The sequence below is a fragment of the Pedobacter roseus genome (genome assembly GCF_014395225.1).
GTDB classification, from domain to species: domain Bacteria; phylum Bacteroidota; class Bacteroidia; order Sphingobacteriales; family Sphingobacteriaceae; genus Pedobacter; species Pedobacter roseus.
The window spans coordinates 78,734-99,401 of sequence record NZ_CP060723.1 but is presented as its reverse complement, the minus strand read 5'-3'; the positions used below and the strand labels follow the sequence as shown (position 1 = coordinate 99,401).

Annotated in this window: 15 protein-coding genes; 5 read left to right on the top strand and 10 right to left on the bottom strand. The window is 40.8% G+C overall.

From position 1 onward, the window contains the following. Positions 1-157: 157 nt before the first annotated feature. A complete protein-coding gene (locus H9L23_RS00435; protein WP_187593127.1) occupies positions 158-1,291 on the top strand; it encodes a hypothetical protein in 1,134 nt (377 codons plus the stop codon). A gap of 162 nt (positions 1,292-1,453) precedes the next feature. Here H9L23_RS00435 and H9L23_RS00430 read toward each other — a convergent pair whose 3' ends face one another. The 8 genes from H9L23_RS00430 to H9L23_RS00395 all read right to left on the bottom strand — a co-directional run bounded on the left by H9L23_RS00430 (position 1,454) and on the right by H9L23_RS00395 (position 16,422). Next, positions 1,454-1,630, bottom strand: coding sequence for a hypothetical protein (locus tag H9L23_RS00430; RefSeq protein ID WP_187593126.1), 177 nt, complete (start codon positions 1,628-1,630; stop codon positions 1,454-1,456). Positions 1,631-1,728: 98 nt separating this feature from the next. Further along, a complete protein-coding gene (locus H9L23_RS00425; protein ID WP_187593125.1) occupies positions 1,729-2,658 on the bottom strand; it encodes a hypothetical protein in 930 nt (309 codons plus the stop codon). After that, on the bottom strand, positions 2,625-4,097 hold the full coding sequence (locus H9L23_RS00420; protein ID WP_187593124.1) for a hypothetical protein: 1,473 nt from the start codon (positions 4,095-4,097) through the stop codon (positions 2,625-2,627). The genes H9L23_RS00425 and H9L23_RS00420 overlap by 34 nt, the downstream gene beginning before the upstream one ends. 421 nt (positions 4,098-4,518) lie before the next feature. Further along, entirely contained in the window at positions 4,519-6,030 is a 1,512-nt protein-coding gene (locus tag H9L23_RS00415) for an FRG domain-containing protein (protein WP_187593123.1), read from the bottom strand. Positions 6,031-6,182: 152 nt separating this feature from the next. Continuing rightward, the gene (locus H9L23_RS00410) at positions 6,183-7,961 is read right to left on the bottom strand and encodes a DUF6119 family protein (RefSeq protein WP_187593122.1); all 1,779 of its coding nucleotides are present in this window, start codon (positions 7,959-7,961) and stop codon (positions 6,183-6,185) included. Positions 7,962-8,587: 626 nt separating this feature from the next. Then, complete coding sequence (locus H9L23_RS00405; RefSeq protein WP_187593121.1) at positions 8,588-10,927, bottom strand: nSTAND3 domain-containing NTPase; 2,340 nt, start codon at positions 10,925-10,927, stop codon at positions 8,588-8,590. Between the two features lie 136 nt (positions 10,928-11,063). After that, positions 11,064-14,630 (bottom strand): KAP family P-loop NTPase fold protein, encoded by a 3,567-nt coding sequence (locus H9L23_RS00400; protein ID WP_187593120.1) that lies wholly within the window; start codon positions 14,628-14,630, stop codon positions 11,064-11,066. Positions 14,631-14,883: 253 nt separating this feature from the next. Further along, the gene (locus H9L23_RS00395; protein WP_187593119.1) at positions 14,884-16,422 is read right to left on the bottom strand and encodes a P-loop NTPase fold protein; all 1,539 of its coding nucleotides are present in this window, start codon (positions 16,420-16,422) and stop codon (positions 14,884-14,886) included. 554 nt (positions 16,423-16,976) lie between these two features. On the opposite strand from H9L23_RS00395, the gene H9L23_RS00390 reads away from it, so the two are divergent. Both H9L23_RS00390 and H9L23_RS00385 read left to right on the top strand, forming a co-directional pair. Then, a complete protein-coding gene (locus H9L23_RS00390) occupies positions 16,977-17,168 on the top strand; it encodes a cold-shock protein (protein WP_121281998.1) in 192 nt (63 codons plus the stop codon). A gap of 482 nt (positions 17,169-17,650) precedes the next feature. Beyond that, positions 17,651-17,920 (top strand): hypothetical protein, encoded by a 270-nt coding sequence (locus H9L23_RS00385; RefSeq protein ID WP_187593118.1) that lies wholly within the window; start codon positions 17,651-17,653, stop codon positions 17,918-17,920. A 92-nt stretch (positions 17,921-18,012) separates the two neighbouring features. On the opposite strand, the gene H9L23_RS00380 is transcribed toward H9L23_RS00385, so the two are convergent. Both H9L23_RS00380 and H9L23_RS00375 read right to left on the bottom strand, forming a co-directional pair. Beyond that, positions 18,013-18,150: a helix-turn-helix domain-containing protein gene (locus tag H9L23_RS00380; RefSeq protein ID WP_246474938.1), complete on the bottom strand. Its 138-nt coding sequence runs from the start codon at positions 18,148-18,150 to the stop codon at positions 18,013-18,015. A 162-nt stretch (positions 18,151-18,312) separates the two neighbouring features. Next, entirely contained in the window at positions 18,313-18,726 is a 414-nt protein-coding gene (locus tag H9L23_RS00375; protein ID WP_187593117.1) for a hypothetical protein, read from the bottom strand. Positions 18,727-18,941: 215 nt separating this feature from the next. On the opposite strand from H9L23_RS00375, the gene H9L23_RS00370 reads away from it, so the two are divergent. Together H9L23_RS00370 and H9L23_RS00365 are read left to right on the top strand one after the other, a co-directional pair. Beyond that, positions 18,942-19,493 (top strand): hypothetical protein, encoded by a 552-nt coding sequence (locus tag H9L23_RS00370; protein ID WP_187593116.1) that lies wholly within the window; start codon positions 18,942-18,944, stop codon positions 19,491-19,493. Positions 19,494-19,924: 431 nt separating this feature from the next. Continuing rightward, positions 19,925-20,578, top strand: coding sequence for a suppressor of fused domain protein (locus tag H9L23_RS00365; protein WP_187593115.1), 654 nt, complete (start codon positions 19,925-19,927; stop codon positions 20,576-20,578). Positions 20,579-20,668 lie beyond the last annotated feature (90 nt).

Genomic DNA, 20,668 nt, shown 5'->3' with positions numbered 1-20,668 from the left:
TTACCACCACACAAGCGATACCACGAAAGCGTGACTAACATCTATTTGTTTCCCGAGCTATAGCATGTTTAAAATTAGACGGCCTGTCAAAATTGACTTGCAACGCAAATTTTGATTAAAAATACTGACAAGAAAATTCATTTCCGCACCTTTGTACATGAGCAAAAGAGCAATAGTTAATTTAGTTGATGAGAATTCGCTCCTTGAATACAATGATCAAGATTGGTCCGGGTTAAAAAAAAATGCGAGAGTCAATATCCAACATGATCTTCCAGGCGAGGAAGTTATTAAAATGCGTAATAAAATCGGCACCTCACATTGTCTATTTCTAAATAGCAGCAAATTCATGTTAAGCGGTGAATTACTTAAACATTTAGGTTATTTGGATATAGTTTTCGCGAGAGCGCAAACATTGGAAGTAATCGATTTAGAGTATTGCAAAAGTCAGGACATCGAGGTAGTTGAAATTAATGAAAATACACCTGAAAATGAGATAGCAGAGCTGATAAACAACTGGGCTTTGGCCCAAAAAGATTTAGATCCAAAATTTACAAACAGATATCACCAGAGTGGTGAAGAGGTTTATAAAATTTTAAAGGAAAAAGATGTAGAATATCTTTACCATGCCAATACCTTATCAACTTCTCAGACTTTCATCGAACAGGGCGCTTTACTTTCCAGAAAATACGTGGAAGATAACGGCTTGGTGCAAACAGAACAGGATAGTGATGCAATAGATAAAATATATGGTATATGGGATGATGTATTTTTAGACGGCGTAGACAACCATATTGCCCATAAAAGGGATAATATTTATGGACCGGTATTATTCTTGCTTAAACCTGAGATATTGTTGGAGCTAGATGAATACCCATTACTGGTAACCCGGTTTAACCCTCAGAATTGGAATGAAATTCCAACATGGAAAAGACGGTATATTTATAACCTAGAGACGTTAGAGAAGGACTATAAAACCTGGCAAAATATCAGCTCGCGTATGATGTTTACAGTTAGGGGCTGCGACAAGCATATAGATTTACAGAACTACCTGATGAAAGTCATTGTCGATCCCAGCGAATTCACCGTTGGAGGAACTGCTATGGGAGAGTTCTTAAAGCAACATATCCGAAAAGCTCTTGATGAAAACGGATTAGATCATATTGAGGTTTCCATCAGGGAACATTCCCTCAAGCAATCAGATTGTAAGTGTTTTCATGAGTATGATGTGTTAAGAGCAGAGAATCCGCCTACTGAGCTTAAAAAACGGCTCACACCGAAAGGTAGAGTTTAAAACCAATGTTGAAAAATCGTTAAAAAGTGAGCTACATATAAAAGAAAAAGAATAGCTTTTAATTTGGATTATTCCAGAAAGGATTATATTTTAGACCTTGAGAGCGTTAATTTAGATTTCGGGGATATAGACTTGTCTACATCCCCGTTTCATTTAAGTATTTTACTTGCGATATTCCTCGTTGATCTCTTGCAAGGTCCCATCCGGGAAGTATTTTCTGGTAATCTTTAAAGGAAGTTTTCTTAGCGAGAAACCGTATATCCGGTTAATGATCAGATACAATAAACATACCATGGCAGAAGATAATCCAATCTTTTCTGCATGATCAAAAAATTCCATGAATTGTTTAAGTTCCATTCCCATTGGTGCAATTATTATTTATGCAGCCAAGGTCGGAACTATTAACTTCCTTAATTTCCCAAAGGAAGATAAGGAAGTTAAATTTCTTTTAGCACCTTTTCAAATTCATCCTCATAATGCTGTTGGGATCCGCTGGTACTACTAAAAAGCGATTTCAAGGTGATGTTAAGACCTGGCACGAGACGATTAACCAAATCGGTTCTTTGCTGCCTGGAAAGATTTAAATCGACTTTCCCTAATTTACTTAATTTATCCATCCAGACTACAACAGCCCCCTTCTTACGTTCCCCGAGTATATAATTCCCTTCCTGATCTACTACCGGAGGTTCAACATTTTTTAGCGCTGATAAATACAAACTGGATTTTGAGCCGTCTTTGAAAAGATTTTTAGGCAAAAGTTCAACAGAGATTTTTCCCTTACTGACCTCCGATTTCCCGAGACCAAAAAGATCAATAAAATCCAGAATATGTTGACATATTTCCGCAAGAAACTGATTACTGGCAATATATCTAAATGCCAAACTTCTACCGGGTGAATGTTTATAATCCGAAACTTCCACGCCAAGATCAATACTAGTTACAAAGTAGTCTGATACGAAGACTAAGGCATGATATTTTTCACTCTCATGAATCCATTCCTTGGCTGGACGGCCACGATCCTCCAAAAAATCATCTACAATCTGATTACCTTTTGTTAGCTGCTTATTGTAAAAGTCTATAGTTGCCGCAGCTTTTAACCTGATCTCTCGTAACTGGTTTAAAAGTAATACATGATTGGTTGTGGCTTCATATCGCTCAGTAATGTTTCTTTTAAATTCCTGAATATTAAATAGCTCGGTGCTGGAGAAAATTTCCATGTGCTGAATATACTGGCCATCGATCCCGCTCCTACCATTCTTATCCAGTATGGGGATTCCTTGCCAAAGCTCTCCTTCTTCCGGGCGGAAATACTGTGACTGATAGATTGTGGCCACTACATCCAATTCCCTTTTAATCCTGTCGAACATTGTGATTTTAGGAACCAATGGCTCCCCTGCATAATAGCTACTCTATTTAAGTCTTCCATCGCCTCAGCAAAATATTCATCAGCCAATACCTTTAAAATCTTAAAGCGCTTGGTGATTTCGCCATGATCATTTTTATGTTCCCCGAAAAATTGGATCGCAAGGCCTAGATCTGTTTCTATTGATAACGATAATAATTTTTGCAGGATAGACTGTTTGAGAACAGGCAGCTCAAGTTTATTTAGCTCAGATAAAATCGCCTTTGCCGAAGCTTTAGCATAAGGCTTATAATTATCTATATTGGCATCGTGGAATACATATTGTTTGAGTTCAGATATCTTCTCATCTATCGAGCTTAAGATTTTTACCATCAAAGTATCCCTTAAAAACCTCCCGAAATATTTCGGATCAACTGCATTCTTCGCAATCATACCATCAAATTCACGGATGATCTCCTCCGCCCTGCGCTCGGTATCGGAAGTTGGAATAAAATTCGCTGCTATTATTTCCTTACTATCGGTCTTGCTTAATCCCTGGGTCCGGGTACAATTTTCTTCCCATTCCTGATCGCTGATAAACTGGTTGAAATACCAATGCAATTTAGGTTTGGATTTAAGATGGGCAAACTGTTCCTTGAGTGCAGTTAATAGATGCTTGTCCTTTTCAATAATAGCTTTGAATGGAAAGTGAAAAATGGAAAGCTCATAAAGGAAATCTTTGTCGGCACTAACCGGTAAGGCTGAATTTACTTCGACATCTTCAATCTGGGCAGATACCAGGGGCGGAACAATTTGGTTTAGGTTCCTAATTAAATCGAGTTCTAAATCTATAACCTTAATAAGCGCTTCATGGACTTTTTTAATTCCATGATCCTTTTTTAGCAGTTCTGTTTTATATCTCAGCAAAAATTCTCTCTTTTTTTCCTCTGAAGTCTGCTTTAGCTTCTCCTCAAGCTGCCTGACCCTTACCCTAGCGATGAGACTAATACTGGTAGCCAGGAAATATTGAAGAATGGCAGAAAGCTGCGCCAACATCCTAATTTTTACCTCTCTGGGTACTGTAATTATATCTGCGTCTTTCTTGGTGCTATCTTTTCTTATTCCTTCTACAACAAGCCAAATCACTTCTAAGTCTTTTAAACTATTTTCAACTCCTTTACTCTCGACGGTAATAAAAGCCCCATTAAAATCAACCTTTGCATAAAACCTACACTCAGCTATAATTGTCTCTATCAAAGTCCTATTAAAGTTCTCATAGACCGATTTCTGCTCTAATAGTCTAACAAAGGGATCACCAATTTCATCAATGAGAACACTATCTTGAAATAGTGCATAGGCGATTTCGATAATATCCGCCAATTGGTCTAATCCCCGTAAACGGCTTTCACCTTCTGCAGCAATGGTTTTTAAAACAAATGGAAGGGTATCCCTTTCATCCTTCATAATACTTCGACTTAAAAGAGATAACATTTATGTACACGATAAAGATAGCTATATTCTTACCCTATTACCAAAACCAGGTTTTCCATCTAAGTTCAGTTTTATGGCCTTAATGACATCAAATAAACTTGATGGCTTTCTGGAGATTTCGGCCACACTGACCAAGTAATCCAATAGCGGATTGACCATTCCAAGAAAATACATAACTCATTTATAGCATATTAATTATCAGTTTATTGGACTGGTCAGTCTGGACAAAAACAGACTGACCTTAAATTTCGAAACGAGTTGATAACTCCTAGCGGAATCTCCGGATTAGTTCTTAGCTGATAGTTAACAAATGTTCGATCCTTTTTCCCTATTCTTCTCAGCGCAGCCTTTGAACGGGTTTATCTGCAGAGTGTCTCCATTATCTTAGAACAGATTAAGCCAGTCCAAATACCTTGAGGTGTGCGGGGTTGAAATAAACCGTCGGATGTTCAGCGTCCAGTTCAAGTACCATCTGGCTAGGAATGACGTTTTCTGAAAATAGCTCGCACAGCTTCTCGAACCGAAACAGGTACTGCGGATGATAGATGAGTTGTACAAGTGCCACGGGATTGCTATCAATATCTTCCTCCAATCCCTCTTTGATATATTTCGCTATCGAGTTGCGCTTTGCCCATAATATCCCATAACCGCACACTTGCGCCCTGCTTTGGGCGCCATCCCCATTGGTCATTTCCACCAATACTTTATCGGGAATCAGCGGATTAAAGTTGTGAATTGGGTTTTTATGATGGATGGCGGCCATGAAGACAAAGCGAATGATAGCTACGGCAATCTGCGCACTGCTATAGGGCAGCAACCGCATACCGTCCCAGATGAGGTTGCATCCGAAGTCGATTTGCTGCTGCAGTTTTTTGGCGAATGGAATCTTGTTTCTTGTAACATGTATGGAAAATGCTTCGTTTCGGTTTTCGCTCAGCGTGTTGATGGCATCGGTCAACTGGGTGATGTAGTTGTTGAGATTCAGCGCTCGAATGTCGCTTAGAAGGATATCCAGGGTAACCATATGTTTCCGGTTAAAGCTCGACCAGGTTTCTGGTGAGGATTCCAGCCAGTTTCTAATCTTTTTCCTTTGCCAGGAACGGTGCCTGGGCATTCCTTTACTTACATATTCATACATGTCCGTCTCCGGAAGTATTTTGACCTGTTGAGCCGGCAGTAGGGATTTGATAAAGGTCATGTTATTGCTTCTGCGCTCGGCCTCGAAATAATGGTCCAGATTCATCTCAAGTATGCTCTTTTTATCGGGATAAATGTCGTTGTCCTGTATGGCATTCGATGGCTCCTGGTAAGAAAAAAGAATCCGGTTGAACTGGTAGAAATTTTCGATTCCTTTAAATGGGGTGTACAGGAACTGTCCATGCTGGGCTTCTAGCCGCCAGAGGTTCGCCACAGAAACCGAGAGGAAGCAGGGACGCAGTTCGTTGGCTTTGAGTATCTTCTTGAAGTAGGATTCAGCAAACTCGACTAGGCTGGCGAAGTCCTGGGAATTTACGCAAATGATACAGGCCTGCTGACCGGGCTGGTTAGCGGCAGAGTGCGTGGCGAAATAACCGGCTACCTCTGGTACTGTCGTAAAGTCGATATAGTTGGTGGGCAGGCCGTAATGTTGGGCGATGGCAAAAAGTTCATCAACCTTGCCTAGGTGCTTTTGTAGTATTTTGTTTTCGGAAGCGAAATGGTAGAACATGGTTATTCGGTCCTTGGCAGCGAGATACTGCGTTTCATTAAGCCTATGGAGTGAGGAAACGACTTCCCAGTTCTGGGCCTGCCCCCTAAAGAGATCGTATTTGCCTTCCGCTTTCCATTTTTCAGCTAAAGCAAGCGCTTCAGTTAGGCTGTTCACTTCTGTAACTATAGGATCGAAGGCGATATCACCTAGATTCATTCAAAGATATTTTGGTGGTTTGATGGGGTTGTTGATTTTGGTGTTTCAAAATTAGGCTGATAACCCAAAGCTTTTCTTTCAGTGATCGTTTGGGGATCTTGCTGTTGAAATACTCTCAGGTCGCGACTTTCAACGGACTCGGGCTGCTGTTATCATCCCGGACTATTCCGGCTGATCTGGGCGACGTAAAGTTCGAAGTAGCTTTGCCTCATATCGCTCGAGCATTCGATGAGCGAAAATCTGGCGATATTGGACTTGAAGCGTTCAATCTGGTCTTCCACTAAGAAATCATCTTTAAGATGCGAGCAAAATGCAAGTACATAGTTTACTTTCTTTGTCACAAAGAGGCTTTTGAAATCCTCGAAGGATAGGCCCTGGACATGGCCGGCCCGTTCAGCTAGGGCATGCGCTTCCTCCAGCCATTTTTTTTCTTTGCTGGCCAGATCGAATTTTAGCCTTCGCGCCGATAGGATAATCTGGTTGGTCAGCTCACGGATCTGTCCTCCAAAACCGTATTTGACATGGATGAGGTAGATATTGTCCTTGTCATAATGGATAAGGTCACAGAGTTCAATACCATCTGGGGTAAAGGTGTCCATGACGATATAGCCTGCCCTGCCCTGGTAGCTCAGGTTGTAGTCTCTTTCTGTGGCCAAGATTTTTTTGTCCCATGGCAGATCCAGGATTGTCTTCGGGGTCTTATTGGCCCTGAAGATATGGAGGGCATCGGTCTGCAGTTCATTGACAAAGGTTGCACGCAGTTTGAACCATTTGGTATCAATGAGAAAATAGGGTGTTTGGTCGAGGTGGAATTCCGCGTTGAAATGGTAGAGAAAGGCGGAACCGACACTTTTTTTATTGTTGTGGTAACAGGTCACCCGAACGCCCTGAAGAAAGACCATCAGGCTGAACTTATCGTTTTCGCCCACCTGCGTCAGCGCGTGCCGCATGACTTTGAGGTAAATTTCATCTTTGTGCTCTGCCCTCCCAAATTGTTTATGACCTCCGTCGTCCGTTTTTGCTTTCAATATGTAGTAGTCCGCCTCGTAAAACTTTTCGATATTGTTGGGATCACAGAAATCAAATTCAAAATGGGGCTGGTATTCATCAACGGTGCGGTTAATGTACGGTATGTCGTTGTATAGCTGCTGGATCAGTAAGGGATAAAGTTGATCCCTGATGAAACCGCTGTCAGTGACCTCTTCATAGGAGCTTAGGTAATCTGACGGCGCTAGTTCCTGTATGTAGTTGAGTTCGCTCACCAGGTCGTCCAGGGCATCGAAATCAATTGCTTTTTTGACCTTGAAGCCTTTGCTGACGGTGATCTGGACGCGTTCGTTGGCCTTGGTCTTCAGGTAGGAGAAATGAGTATCTGTGGTCGTTCTGGAAAGTCTGAGTTGTATCTCCACCGGAAATTTCCCAAACCTGATGAAGTCCATGATTCGGAAATCTTTTCGAAACTGTTCATTCATGCCTACCCTATTTCCGGTGATGCCGCGGGAGCGGATAGAGATGAGCTCATCTTGATCCCTGGTCATGATGCGGCTGTAGGTGTTCAGTCCGTAAGACTCATCGATATAAGGAAGGATGATGCGAAAGGCGCTTCCTCCAACGATGACCAGTAAGTCAATGCTGGTCTCGACAAAGAGTACGAGCGATAAGAGTTGCTGGGAAAAATCGCGGTCTATCGTGAGGTCCTCTGGCAAAAAGTCCTTCCAATCCGATTCGGCTTCATGGCCATTGTCCACGAAAAGTGAGTATTTGTGCTGTTCGGTCTCGTAGGTGGTCAGTCGGTCCAGGATTTCGGTGACCGATTGCTTTTTGAGTGGATTGCTGGCCAGGATATATTTGATGATGGCGGTATTGTCCTTTAGGGACCTGAGCAATCGGTGTCTGCGATTGATGCGGTAAACGGTTGGGTTTTGGGTCATGGAGCGTCAATTTGTTTTTAGTTTAGCATGATATACACTAAAAGAGTTTTAGGTTAATATACGTACATTCTGTAAAATAAGCTTATTTTGGGATGCATGTGAACTGTTTTTATCAAATAAGCTAAGAGGCTGGTTCGGAATACTGCATGAGTACTTGCTTTGGGTGGATTATCAAAAAAAAATTCTTCAAAATTCGTTCACTAATCGAGCCCATTTCTCTTCTCCATTCCAAACCCTATAATGGGCCTACCGGCAAAACACAGCGAGAGCTTGCATTTAGGGATTTTTGTTTGGCCTTGCATGATACATTTTAGGTATAGCTTCTTTAAAAGGTGTATTTGCATTTTTCCGTTCTTCTTGGCTTTACTTATGCTATATGTTCGCTTATAATCTATACCAGCTAATGCGGATACATTGACGAGTAGACTATTGGGGATTTCGGCATGTGAACTACTGACGATCTATGGGAAGTCCTGTTTTTTGTGGCAATATGGGATACATGGATTATCTAGCTGCTTAAATATAAATCATTTAATAAGATAGTTTTTTTTCGGGGGAACGAATGCCAGTAATGTTTTACCAGTTCGATATAAATCCTTAGCACCCTACTTTATTCTATTACGCAATCAGCGCTCGAACAGCCGATCAATCTCCGAATCCGGGCTGATCTGTTCCCGAGACTGGGTTAGGCTCTCCCTGGCGTAATCGTTGGAATAGTCACTGTAATCATTCCAGTTCTCTACTTGCCGGGTCAGAACACGGGAAGCATCGAAATCAATGCGCTCCCAAAAAAGATCCTTATAATGCGAGAGTTCATATTCATCCAGAAAATTGTCAAATTCGCGTTCAATAACGTTTACGACATCATTCTCATCATATTCCGGACTGGAATCTTCGTCCCAGAAAAATGCATTTTCCCTAACCGAAGAATAGTCAAAATCATCGATCAGATGACCGAATTCCCGGTTTAAGACGTATAACAGCTCATCCAGGAATTCTGGGTTTTCACTCCAGATGAGCTCATCAATTCCAAGCGCTTTGAAATGGGAGAAGTATACATTCATCCTGGTGCTGTCGGAGGCGACATTAATGGCCAATACTAAAAAGTCAAACCAGTTCTCACTGATGTAGCGCTGAACCTCAGGAAACTCCTCAAGTTCGTTTAGGATCAGATAATACCGGTTATCGGAGATGGCAAAATCGCTGAACTGAACCTGTCCAAGGAGCTCAAGCAGTGTATCCGCGCTGGTATTTTCTTTGAATAAGTGCAGGTGCACGTAAACCAGCTGCATTGGCAGGCTGAGCCTATCAGCCGCAAGCAGTTTGAGCTGAGCAGAAATTTCAATGAACCGTTTGAAATAATGCCCGGTTTCTGCCGCCGGGATGCGCAGTGATTGCGTCCTTTCACCGAAGTAAAAAGTGATCTGGTCGAGATAAGTTGCAGAAAAGAATAACCGGCGGAGCTCGTCGGGCCGTTCCTGTAGGTAATTGAGCAGGAAGTCAGCGATGGAGGGGTTTAATAAACTGATGGAAACGGAGGTATCGTTTTTATCGATGTAGGTACTGATAAATCCGTCTCCGAGATTGGAGAGCGAGATACCAAAGGCATCGGTCTTGCGCATAAATCCATTATGTTTGATCTCATAATCATATCTGGCGTTGAAGGCAGTCCTTAGCGCATCGATCTCCAGATAATTCTTGCCAAAGCTGAAAAGGGTCGTAATTAGAAACTGGTCTTCCGGATTGAGCTGTTCGCGGTAGGCGTGCTCCCAGATCTCGCTGGGGTGATCCAGGCTCTTTTGGATGAAGGCCCTTGCGGAGACCACATTTCTGCCTTTGAGATAACTCGCTGTAGTGATGAATTCGATCAGCCGCGGAAAAAAGTTCTCATGGCTGACGATGTTCTTGTAATAGTTATCCTCAAAAAAGACCTCTTGATTGTCGCTGGGCAATAGGTGATAGATGTGGTTGTAAAGAATCCGGGCTTTGTCGAGCTTCGAATAATCCTTGATGACCACACTATACCTAAGCTCATCCTCGGTCCCGATCCTTTTGAATTTATAGTAATGCTGGTTCGCTTGGTTTAAGATCGTGGTCCTGGTGGTGAGTATCAGCAGTTTGTTCTTGGTATCCCGCACACGCTCCACGAAGTTGACCAGGTGGTTCTGGGAATTGCGGGGATTGAGGATTTCTGCGATGTTGGCACCCAGGAAGTCATCAAAGAAAGCAACCTGTTTCTTTTCGGGGTGTAGAAATAGCAGATCTTCTGCATCGTCTATCCTGCCATCGATGTTGACCAGTTCGAAGCCTTCCGCCAGTAAATTGTACAGCAGCTGGTAGGCAATGGTTGTCTTGCCGACTCCGGGCTCCCCGGTGATGATCAATACTTTGTTCTCGTTGAGTTTGCTCACTGCCCTGTCCAGGTTCTGGGTGGGGACATATAGCTTGGAACGCATCAGTATTTTGGATGCCACAAATTCCGAGCGCCCGCTCACCCCATTATGTAGTATATGTTCCAGCACGCTGCTGCTGGTGAGCCATAATTTATAGTGTCTTTTTTCGATCTTTGGATGGGAGGCAATGAGCGATTCGATTCTGCCCAGTCCATAGATATCCTGGGAATTCTTCAAATAGGGCTGAAACATTTGAACGAGTTCATCAGTCTGTTCTACCCCCAGGTCAAATGAGGTAAAAAGAATGTATCTTTTTGGCCTTGGGTTCAGCGCATCTATCTTCTTTTTTTCAAGCTTCATCTGACGTTTGAGGTCAGCAAATTTCGAGCGCAGGTAGTGCTTGGCCTGGACGATGAGCTCGTTTTCGTGATCACCCGCATACCTCAGGTCGATCCCTTTGTCTCTACCGGAACGGAACGACTGCAGTTTGATCCAGGGCAAATCCGCTTCCAGCAGGTCTTTTGCCAGCTCTTCAAAATCTTTATTGTGCAGTACTTCTAAATTGTATTTCATTGTTACGATCAGGGATATTTAAGGGCCTAGTTAAATATGTCTAAATTTAAGCATCATTTTGCATGGGTCAGCTTTCCATGCAAACACCTGTTTCTGGTGAGGGTGCAATGGGCGCTTAGGGAGACTTGAGATGAAATTAAGACTTGGTCATCCTAAAAGTTTGCCGGAGCTTATTGGCTCTATTGCCAAGCTTCGGATTGACTTTTAGCACCGTAGCCAAGATTTCATCGAGCTTGAGCTGTTCTTCCCTTTCGAGCCTAAATTCTTCTGCTTTAAAACCTGCCTGGAAGTGAATAAATAGGGTCTGTAGCTCGCTCTTTAGTGTAGACCGCTTGTCCTGGAGTATTTTATAGACGATGGCTGTAAAATAATCCAGCAAAGATGAAAATCCCTCGCCAAAGGTCGATCTCACAAGCTTGCAAGTCATGATGAACACGGTATACAGCCGCTCCAACGGTCTGTCTCTGACGCTATTCTCCATGATAAGGGCATCCAGCAGCTTGAGTCTGGCTTTATTGGTTTTGAGATGAGTCAAACCGATTGCTTTCGATTGGATATAGCCATAGGCATCACCATCAAAGGTGAGATCAGTATGTAGCAGCAACACCTCGAGCATTCTGCTCCTGTGAATTTGGGGATAATCAAAATAACGGACATTATCACTGGGTTTCAAGGTGGTCTTGCCAATGATCTTTGGAAGCACTTCGGCAAGATGGCGGTTCGTCGGCTTGGTAAAATTTACCTCCATCGTCAGTATACCCAGGCAGAATGTGACATGTGCAGGACTTTTTTCTTCGGCAATTGCCTCGCTGATGTATTTTAAATCCAGTGGTTTACGCAAGTTTGACAGCATGGCCTTCAACAGGTTACCAAATAAAGGGGCAGCCTCAGTTTTATTGGCCTTGAACATCTCGGAAACCTGGCTTGCCGTAAAACGCTTATCATAGGTATCTATCATTCCCGGATATTTTTTGATAAACGCCTCCACTTTTTCGACGTTATCCAGCTCAGAGGATACCGCTTCAATAAATTGCTGGGTAATTGCACATTTGATTTCAGGGGCCCTGTACTCCCTTGCCCCAAGATCCAGGAGCATGGTGAGGTTCGTCTCTACACGGGTGATCAATGGATTTTTTAGGATCATATCCCTTATAAATTCCTGCTTCAATGGTTTTTGCAGACCTCGAGCAAGATGAATATTTCTATAGCAGGACATCATCGCAAGATTGACCGGTTCCGAGTTATAGCTGTCCAAAAATCTGTTGGCATGATCGAGAACAGGATATACCGATTTGTTGACTTCTGGTGCTCCTTCCCCTTTCCTTGACAAGATTCTGGCCGAACAGATTCGAAGAATGAGTTCGAGAAAAACGCCGTCCCCCTCATCTTCATAGAGAATATCCTCATTGGTAAAAAGATACTCCGCGATTAACTTGCTAGCCTTAAACAGCTCCTGAAACTTGGTGACGAACAATTTGTAAAGTGGTTCGTGCCTCCGGGCCAGTTTACCCAGAAAGATGACGATCTGACCGTCCAGGTCATTGTTATGCAGATAATTGAAAAAGTTCACAAAAAAACTGAGGTCATCGGCTGATTTTTCTGTTTCGGTTTTTAAAGCGAGATATTCATCGCCAACAATCTTGGCCAGTTTTATCATCATGGGGTGGCAGTATCGGGCAAATTCCTTTCCGCTAATGGTGACACCTAAAAAATCAGGAACAATTGATCTGTAGTTTTCAACTGTTAAAGATTCAGGGATATCTGACAATAAAACGGGTTCAATTTCGTCCTTTAACGTTTCGGATTCGATCGTATGAAAATAATCCTTACCGATAAACCGAAGCAGGAAAAATAGGTTTGAGAATTCTACTTTGTTAAAATTCGTAGTTGCATTCAACAGTGCCCTACCCTGCTCGATGTGTGCATGGTTATAAGCATATATGATCAAATTGATCAGACCAAAACTGTTTATCCGGGTGAAATCTTCATCTTTCTCGAACCAAGACTCATAATTGGACCTAAAGGCATAAAGCACCTGAGGGGAATGAATATATTTGGAAACTTCAGGATACCGTTGAGCGACTTCGCTGAAGATGATTGTGGCATTCTTCCGCTCGACGATATTGGTCAATGAGTCCAGCAATGATCCGATGGTTGCGCAGGCTAAGTTTCGGTCTGTTTCTTCCAGGCGTTCAATCTCCTGGAAAATATGCTGATTCCCATCCCGCACCAACCGCATGTATTTGGAATGGTCAGCAGCTGAAAGCTCGTTGAATCCCGTAGTTTCCAAGGCAACGAACAGGTATGGTGTAAAGTCCCTTGGAACCCAATCCTTCACCAAGAACAGATAGGCTAACAATTGGCTATGGTAGTCCTTTTCGTTTTCCTGAATGTCGGAAAAATAACGCTTCTGAAACTTTAGTGAATCTATATTTGAATCGTTGTAAGCAAGCTTTGAGGCCAGTGTTGGATCGACGACTAAGTCATTGGTAAAAAGTGGAAAATCGATCTTCAGGATGGTTAAAATCGCCAGTCTTTCAGGAAATTGCGTGATATAGCCCGTTTGCAATGGGTGGTTTATGTCCGACTCCTTTTCTTTAATGGAATAATAATCGAATATAAAACTGTTTAGTAATACCTTGATTTTCCGGGGATTGATGATGTCCCGGTAAGCTAGGATATAGATCACGGCATCCAGTTGTTTATCGCTTAGGTCTGTGCCGATGCTCAACCCTGCATCGGTGATGAGTTGTTTGGTATAATTCCGGAGATTGGTTGGCAAATAGGGAGGCAGATAAATAAAATGTTGAAAGAATTTCTCCAAATAGTTCGCACCGTCTTTATCGGAATATTTGAAATCCTTATTGCTATCGATAACTGCCTTTTTGACCATATCCTGATCACAGGCGACAATAAAGACACAATTGTTGATCTGCAGAAAGGTCTTTATCGTTTCCAGTGTCATCAATACCTTATCCGAGGAACACCTGTCCAAATCATCAATAAAGAGGATCTTTTTCATTTTGACGAATTTTTCTGCATTGAATAAATCAATGACTGCATGCTCGAACTGTTCTTCGGATTCAAATGGCTTGGAAACGACCGCTGTGGTATGGACAAAGGTCTTCATGAAATTGTCAAACACGAGCTTGGTTAAGCCTACCGACACCAGTATGGAGATGCCTTGGCTGGCCACTAAGCCCAACTGCGGAATGAGTTTGTGAAGGCAGAAGAGTGCGATGAAAAAAGTAACGAGCAAAATCGCTGTTACAGCATAATTCTCAAATTTGTTCTTGGAGAAACGATTGCCAAACAACGTCTCGAAAAAGCCTTTGTAGTTGGTTTTGCTGGAGGTTGTGGTGGAGCTTTCATATATCGACCGGACCTTTTCCTCTACATCTAACACTTTTCCGATTTGGTAGAAGATCTTGTTTCTGATGCTGGTTACCGAATGGTATTTCCAGACGTTTACCCGTATGAAGCAGATGTCTTCGTTGGCAATGTCTTTGGCCAGAACATTTTTTTCAAGCAGTTCTATGACGGTTGATTTCCCAACACCCCACTTTCCGAACAAACCAATATTGATGGGCAGATCTGTTGTCTGTTCTTTGATAATTTCGGAAATCTGTTTGGCTAAGTTCAGATGGCCAAACTTATCATCTGCGGCATCATCTACCGCTTTGTCGTCTAGGTATTTTTTCATCGAAAGCAATCAAAATTAAACCGGACATCTTAGACTGCTGAAGGTATTGAGAAGCGCAATAAAGAAATATTCCGATTTTACTAAATTATCATATTTATATGGATTTCAAAACAATGGCCACATTGTTAAATTTCAGTAGGATGCTTGTCCGATAAAAGAGGCTATGCCGATGAAAGGTTAAGCCGCCTGGGGAATTGCGGGTTTAAAGCATTTTGTCGGATTCTTTGAATCAGGGGGGACCTATTTTGATTTCTTAGTCGCGGACGATTCCGTTTTTGAGGCAGTTCAAAAGCGCTTGGTGAAGATACCAGTATGGGTTGGGCCGTTTGACGTAAAGTTTTCCCTCCAAAGAGCTTGTCGTCAGCTTTCCCATATGATATTTGCCTTCCACTGAACGGGATAATTCACCCTTCACAAGTTTATTATGCTCATTTACAATTTGGAATTGGATATGTTTAGTCTTGTCAATTTTGTCTAATACCTTATAATCCGCTGTAACAAACGGGACTGCCCATTTGATCAGTAATTTGGCGCTGGTATCGTCATAGGGGTCTTCTTCGGCCTGTCCGTAATCGGACTTGAATTCCTTGGACAGTCGTAGAAGTTCAACTGGTAAATCTTCTATGCGGGGATAAAATTGTCTCAAGACCTGTATCAGCACCAGAAATGGAAAATCGCGGTCATAAAAAGTTCGGCCGCTTACGATTCTAAACTGTCCCATGGGGTATTCGTAGGTGCTGAGTTTGGTAAAGTTGCGCACTTTGATGGAGTCGATGGTAATCAATCCCTTCATCATATAATGCAGTGTTTCGGCAAACTTGGGCTCACGGCTGGAGATATTGGCAATAGAGTTTGGTGAGGCCGGAATATTATGTCCCATATTTGTCATGACATTCTTGATGAAAAAACTAGCCAGGTTTTCACTCAGAAATTCCCTGAAATCGAACTTATAGATCGCTGTGGAGTAAAATTTATTGATATAGCCTTGAAAATCGACTAAGGGGCCGTATTTATGGACGAATATGTGGTGGATATTGACGATGTCGCAAACGAAAATTACTTTATCAAAGCCAAATTTATTTTCTTCGGTCTGGCTTTCGTGGTGCGCGGTAAAGATATTGAACAGTCTAAAGATGTGATCGGGATCTAACCTATCCATATCATCGATGACTAGGATGATTTCTTTGCCCTGTTTTGCCTTTCGGATTCGCTGAATAAACTCTCTGATGCGGCCGGTAATCCCGTCCAGCTCCCTGATGGATCCGGACCGGAGTTTTTCCTGCGCGAGGTATTTGATGATGGTTTCTAATTCATCCTGACCTAAATCTGCTTTATGCTTTATGATCTGACTAAACGTGTTTTTAAGCTCGGCGGTGAGTTCAGTTATGGCCTCCGCGCCGGGAACCAGTTTTGCCAAGGCGGGCAGGAATGGGAAAATATCTAGTTTTGAATCCAACCACAGCTTTCCTGCGATTAGCAGGTCGACGTCTTGCTTTTCAAGGGCAATCTCCGGGCTAAAGTTTTCCATAAGGTACACCAGCAAATCATGTTTGATCAGCTCGAATATATCCTCATTGCTGGAGACACTATAATCGACCGGATAGAGTTTAATGGGTATGTAATCCTCCTGTTTTTTGAAAAACTGTTCTAGGAAATAGGTTTTGCCCGCTCCGAAAGGGGCGGAAAATAGGATTCTTTTATTGTGTTCTGGCTTGATGTGCTCATGAAAATCTTCGATGATTTCATTGGTATTGATGTAATAATCATCTGGTCTGTTGGTAGCGTTTGACATAAGTAGAGATTTTGCAGCTTCTTACAATTTTATCTAAGGGCAAAATACCAAAAAGGATAACATTTTTTTGAACTCAACGGCAATTGATTGAACCTTATATTTTTTCACTGTATCTATATTAGCGTGCAGCGAGCTAGGCAATCTCCGGTGATAAATGTTGTTAAGTGGTTTTATAGAATTTGCATCCCTTCGCCCAACCTGGGTATTTCGGCAAAAGTGTGTGAAGTCCTACTATAGCTTGTCATTTAACCAATCCATAAAACACTTACAATTTCTTTTTCCTATACTGTCCCTCAATCTCGTTATTGACTACTTTTTCAAAATTTACTATGGCCTCACAATGTTCATAAAAGTTCGATTTTTCGCGGATTGACTCTACTCGATTATAAGGCCTATAGCTTTAAAAAGCCAGAGCGGAAAATGCCGAATAAAGATCTCCTTCCCATCATTTAGATCGGGTGCTGTTAGCCAACATCAGCTGCACGCGCTTAAAATATAACGTTTTGATTTTCAATATATTTGTTTATATTTGGGAATAATTAAAATAAAATATAATGCAACAAGGAACAGTAAAATTTTTCAATGAGACAAAAGGTTTTGGATTTATCGTACCAGCTAATGGCGATGCAGAGCTTTTTGTACATGTATCTGGCTTAATTGATAACATTCGCGAGAATGATTCAGTAAGCTATGATGTAGAAGAGGGCAGAAAAGGCCTGAACGCAATCAACGTTAAGATAGGATAAGATAATAACCTTCATACATTGTTAAGAACATCCGTCCAATAGGCGGATGTTTTTTTTTGCCCTGTATTTATTTTAACATTTAATGGGCCGATTCAAACCATTCGGATATCTCAATCAATATGGTTATTTTGCATAGATAGAGACCAAATCCATAAACTTTACGGATTTGTATATTAATGACTCTGCTATTTAAAAGCTACCGAGATGAAGATTCCACGTTCTTGCCTGTCGCCGAAATCCTTATTGATGGCGGCACGCCTTGATTTAAACCACAACAAACTTGTACTTTTATAACTCAACAGGCTATTTTTAGGGGAATTTAATTAGCAAAGAATGAAGCGGAACTCATTATTGCTTTCGCAATTATAAAAGATGCCCAACGTAACCATTTATACTATCTGTACCGAATTTTGACCGATGCATAACGAAAATCAGCTTCGCAGTTGGCCTGTAATATTCTAACAACTATTTTTATTATCCCTATGAAAAATAATATTACGATGGACAATGAGATAATGGAACTGTTTACAAAGTTTGTAGAAAAACGGCAAAGCCCTGAAGAAACCTTAAAGGTTACTAACTTACTTAACCTTGGAAAAAACATTAAAGAGTGGCAGGTGGTAATCGGAAACATGAATGATGTGTGTGTTGTTAACAGAGTTCTTACAGAATACAGGACCCGGAAAATTTTCAACAAAATATCTGGAAGGGTTAAAAACAGGGGAATTAAGAAACTTCACATCCCCAACTAACTATCAATCACTTTAAATTGTTAACTGTAAAATAAGGCACGCAAAGCGAAGAATGTCGGTTGATTTGTAGGAAATATGGCAGCCAACATTCCTCATTTTGAAGCAACACCATCATTCAGTGTGGTAGGTGCCATGCCGAACTTTTTTTTAAAGGAATGGGAAAAATGCGACAGGCTTTCGAAACCCAAGTCGAGGTAAATGGAAGATGGTTTTTGATGTTTGGTTTCGATAAGGTGTTTGGCTTCATTCAGTCTTTTATCCTGCAGCCAATGACGGGCTAGCGCAAGCCTTAGCGCCCTGGCCTAAACAATAGCCAGACTTATGCTTTTAAAATTCAACAGGGATTTTACTAGGGAAATTTAACTATCAAAGCATAACATTACGGCAATGATTCAATTTGGTTGTTTAGCAATTTTATAGAACCAAACACAAACCGGAATTGGCAGACTGTAGCAGAGCAATAATATAAAGTTACCTTTTTTGAAAACTGAATGATGATCTGATTGAGCAATGAAGTAAAACGTGATGTAACAAGCAGCAATTGATATTAGGCTAATAGCAGTTTTAAATCCAACCGCATTCAGCCCTGTGTACTTAAGCGTATAACTAGCAAGAAAAAAGGCTATAAGTGCTGGCAAAGAAATTAATATGGAAACTAACATTGTCAAAGCGAGGTACATAGGAATCATACTCCATTCAACATCTTTAGCCGGAGAGAAAATAATCATTGTTGACCAAAAAGCAATGGTACCAAAAACTAAACTAGTAAGCCATACTTTAAGTGAGTAAGATAGCGCTGCAGACATATATAAATGTAAGTATAGCTTTTAAATTTAGGAAATTTAATCTGGTTATTACTAGCTAGCGCATCTTACAAAAACCTGAATGCCAACCTACAACAATGAGCAGACATTTGCCATCGAAGCTCCCTAACCATATTAGTTTTTGCAACTATTCTAGATATTACATATCTTCATTTATTAACGGCAAATCTATTTCTTCGGTTATACATGAAACAGAAATGAAAAACATTCTATTCTATGCAGCGATTTTAATCACTTTTACTTGTTCTGCACAAAAAATAAAGGTGCAGAATCTTAAGCTTGTAAGTTATGACATTACATCTTCTAAAAATTTAGAAATAAATTCATACTCAACGATTGATCAGTATGGAAGGTTAAATATTTTTGTTAACGGAAATCATGGCCCTGCCTATTATGCTGCTCAGTTATCTGATGATGAAATAGAAGCTGTAAATAAACTAACTGCAAAAGATCTTCAAAGTTTTGTCAAAACAAAAAAACTCAGCGCAGGTATGCATTATGCCGGAGATCGGGATTTTATATCATTCAATAAAAGTAAAAACCAAAATAAAATGTGTTTTATTGAGCCTTTTATGACCGAGGAGTTTAACGATGTAATCAATATGCTTCATGACAAAATTTATAAACAAGATGATTCAACAAAAATCAAGAAGTTTAAAATTGATTTCATTAACATTAAAGCAGAGCTTTATATGCAGGGTAAGATTGACAATTTTTTACCTAAAAAAGAATTACCGCCATCTCGCTAGTTAATTCTAAGAGACAAGACTTTATGACCACACAATACTTCAAACGATATTATGAGGAATTTCGGATTGAAAAATCCGAAATGTGGGGAACCTGCAACTATTATTTCGAAACTAATCTAAACGGGGAAGTACTGCGGCAGATCGAGGTTTATGAAAATGGTAAAACACTAAAATACAGCGAACAAATGATCGAGGACGCGTTTGGCTTTCTTACAGACCAACCAATCGACCTTATAGATTTTGAAGAATTCGCAATAAATAAAGATGACTTCGAATATCAATGGCAAAGGCAAAATTGATATCCACGTAGTTAGGGAGCCTGTAAAAGTACTATCATTATGACCAGAAGATTTTTAGAGAATTTGAAGCAAAATAAAAATAGAAAATAACTTGAGTCTACTAATTTCAGATGCATATTCAATAAATACCGTATGACAAAGGAAGAATACAGGCAACAATTTACCGAAGACGACGCAGTTGGTTGGTTAGCTATTGATAAAGAATTTGAAAGACTATATCCGAATCAAGAACCTCAACATTATGGAACAACTATAAAATATATGCTTGGGGGCGAAGAACCTTTAGATGGTCTAAGTATTTATGAGAGTAAGCGCCAAACAGACCATTTCCATATTGTCAGCTATGGTTTTACAAACCTTTATTACGATGAAGATCTCGCAGGTGAAGAGTTCAGTAACTGCGGATTTGAATTAACTTTTCGGTTAAAGAAAATAAATAATGAAAAAAGTTCAGATCAAATTTGGGCTTTAAATCTAATGCAAAATTTGGCAAAGTATGTTTTTAGTAGTAATCAAATATTTGATGAATGCCATACCATTGATGCAAAAGGCTCAATTAGGGCTGGATACAACTCGAATATAAAAGCACTGCTTTTTGTAACGGACCCCGAACTAGGCATTGTAGAAACGCCACATGGGCAAGTTCAATTCTTACAAATTGTTGGACTAACTACGAAAGAATACGAAGATCACAAACGAAATCAGGACAAAAATAAAGGAATTGAATTAATCGATAAAATTAGACTTTTAAACCCACTGTTTATAACTGATTTGGACAGAATATAACTGCTATCAATCTGGGTTTGTCCACCTAGTGCAATTCCCAGCGCCCTGGTCTAAACAATTTACCAGAATGTGCTTTCTTTAAGTCCATAC

Coding starts and splice junctions, on each gene's coding strand:
- H9L23_RS00435 (WP_187593127.1), top strand. CDS start 158: ATGAGCAAAAGAGCAATAGTTAATTTAGTTGATGAGAATTCGCTCCTT.
- H9L23_RS00395 (WP_187593119.1), bottom strand. CDS start 16,422: ATGTCAAACGCTACCAACAGACCAGATGATTATTACATCAATACCAAT.
- H9L23_RS00430 (WP_187593126.1), bottom strand. CDS start 1,630: ATGGAATTTTTTGATCATGCAGAAAAGATTGGATTATCTTCTGCCATG.
- H9L23_RS00365 (WP_187593115.1), top strand. CDS start 19,925: ATGACAAAGGAAGAATACAGGCAACAATTTACCGAAGACGACGCAGTT.
- H9L23_RS00410 (WP_187593122.1), bottom strand. CDS start 7,961: ATGACCCAAAACCCAACCGTTTACCGCATCAATCGCAGACACCGATTG.
- H9L23_RS00370 (WP_187593116.1), top strand. CDS start 18,942: ATGAAAAACATTCTATTCTATGCAGCGATTTTAATCACTTTTACTTGT.
- H9L23_RS00405 (WP_187593121.1), bottom strand. CDS start 10,927: ATGAAATACAATTTAGAAGTACTGCACAATAAAGATTTTGAAGAGCTG.
- H9L23_RS00415 (WP_187593123.1), bottom strand. CDS start 6,030: ATGAATCTAGGTGATATCGCCTTCGATCCTATAGTTACAGAAGTGAAC.
- H9L23_RS00400 (WP_187593120.1), bottom strand. CDS start 14,630: ATGAAAAAATACCTAGACGACAAAGCGGTAGATGATGCCGCAGATGAT.
- H9L23_RS00420 (WP_187593124.1), bottom strand. CDS start 4,097: ATGAAGGATGAAAGGGATACCCTTCCATTTGTTTTAAAAACCATTGCT.
- H9L23_RS00375 (WP_187593117.1), bottom strand. CDS start 18,726: ATGTCTGCAGCGCTATCTTACTCACTTAAAGTATGGCTTACTAGTTTA.
- H9L23_RS00385 (WP_187593118.1), top strand. CDS start 17,651: ATGAAAAATAATATTACGATGGACAATGAGATAATGGAACTGTTTACA.
- H9L23_RS00390 (WP_121281998.1), top strand. CDS start 16,977: ATGCAACAAGGAACAGTAAAATTTTTCAATGAGACAAAAGGTTTTGGA.
- H9L23_RS00425 (WP_187593125.1), bottom strand. CDS start 2,658: ATGTTCGACAGGATTAAAAGGGAATTGGATGTAGTGGCCACAATCTAT.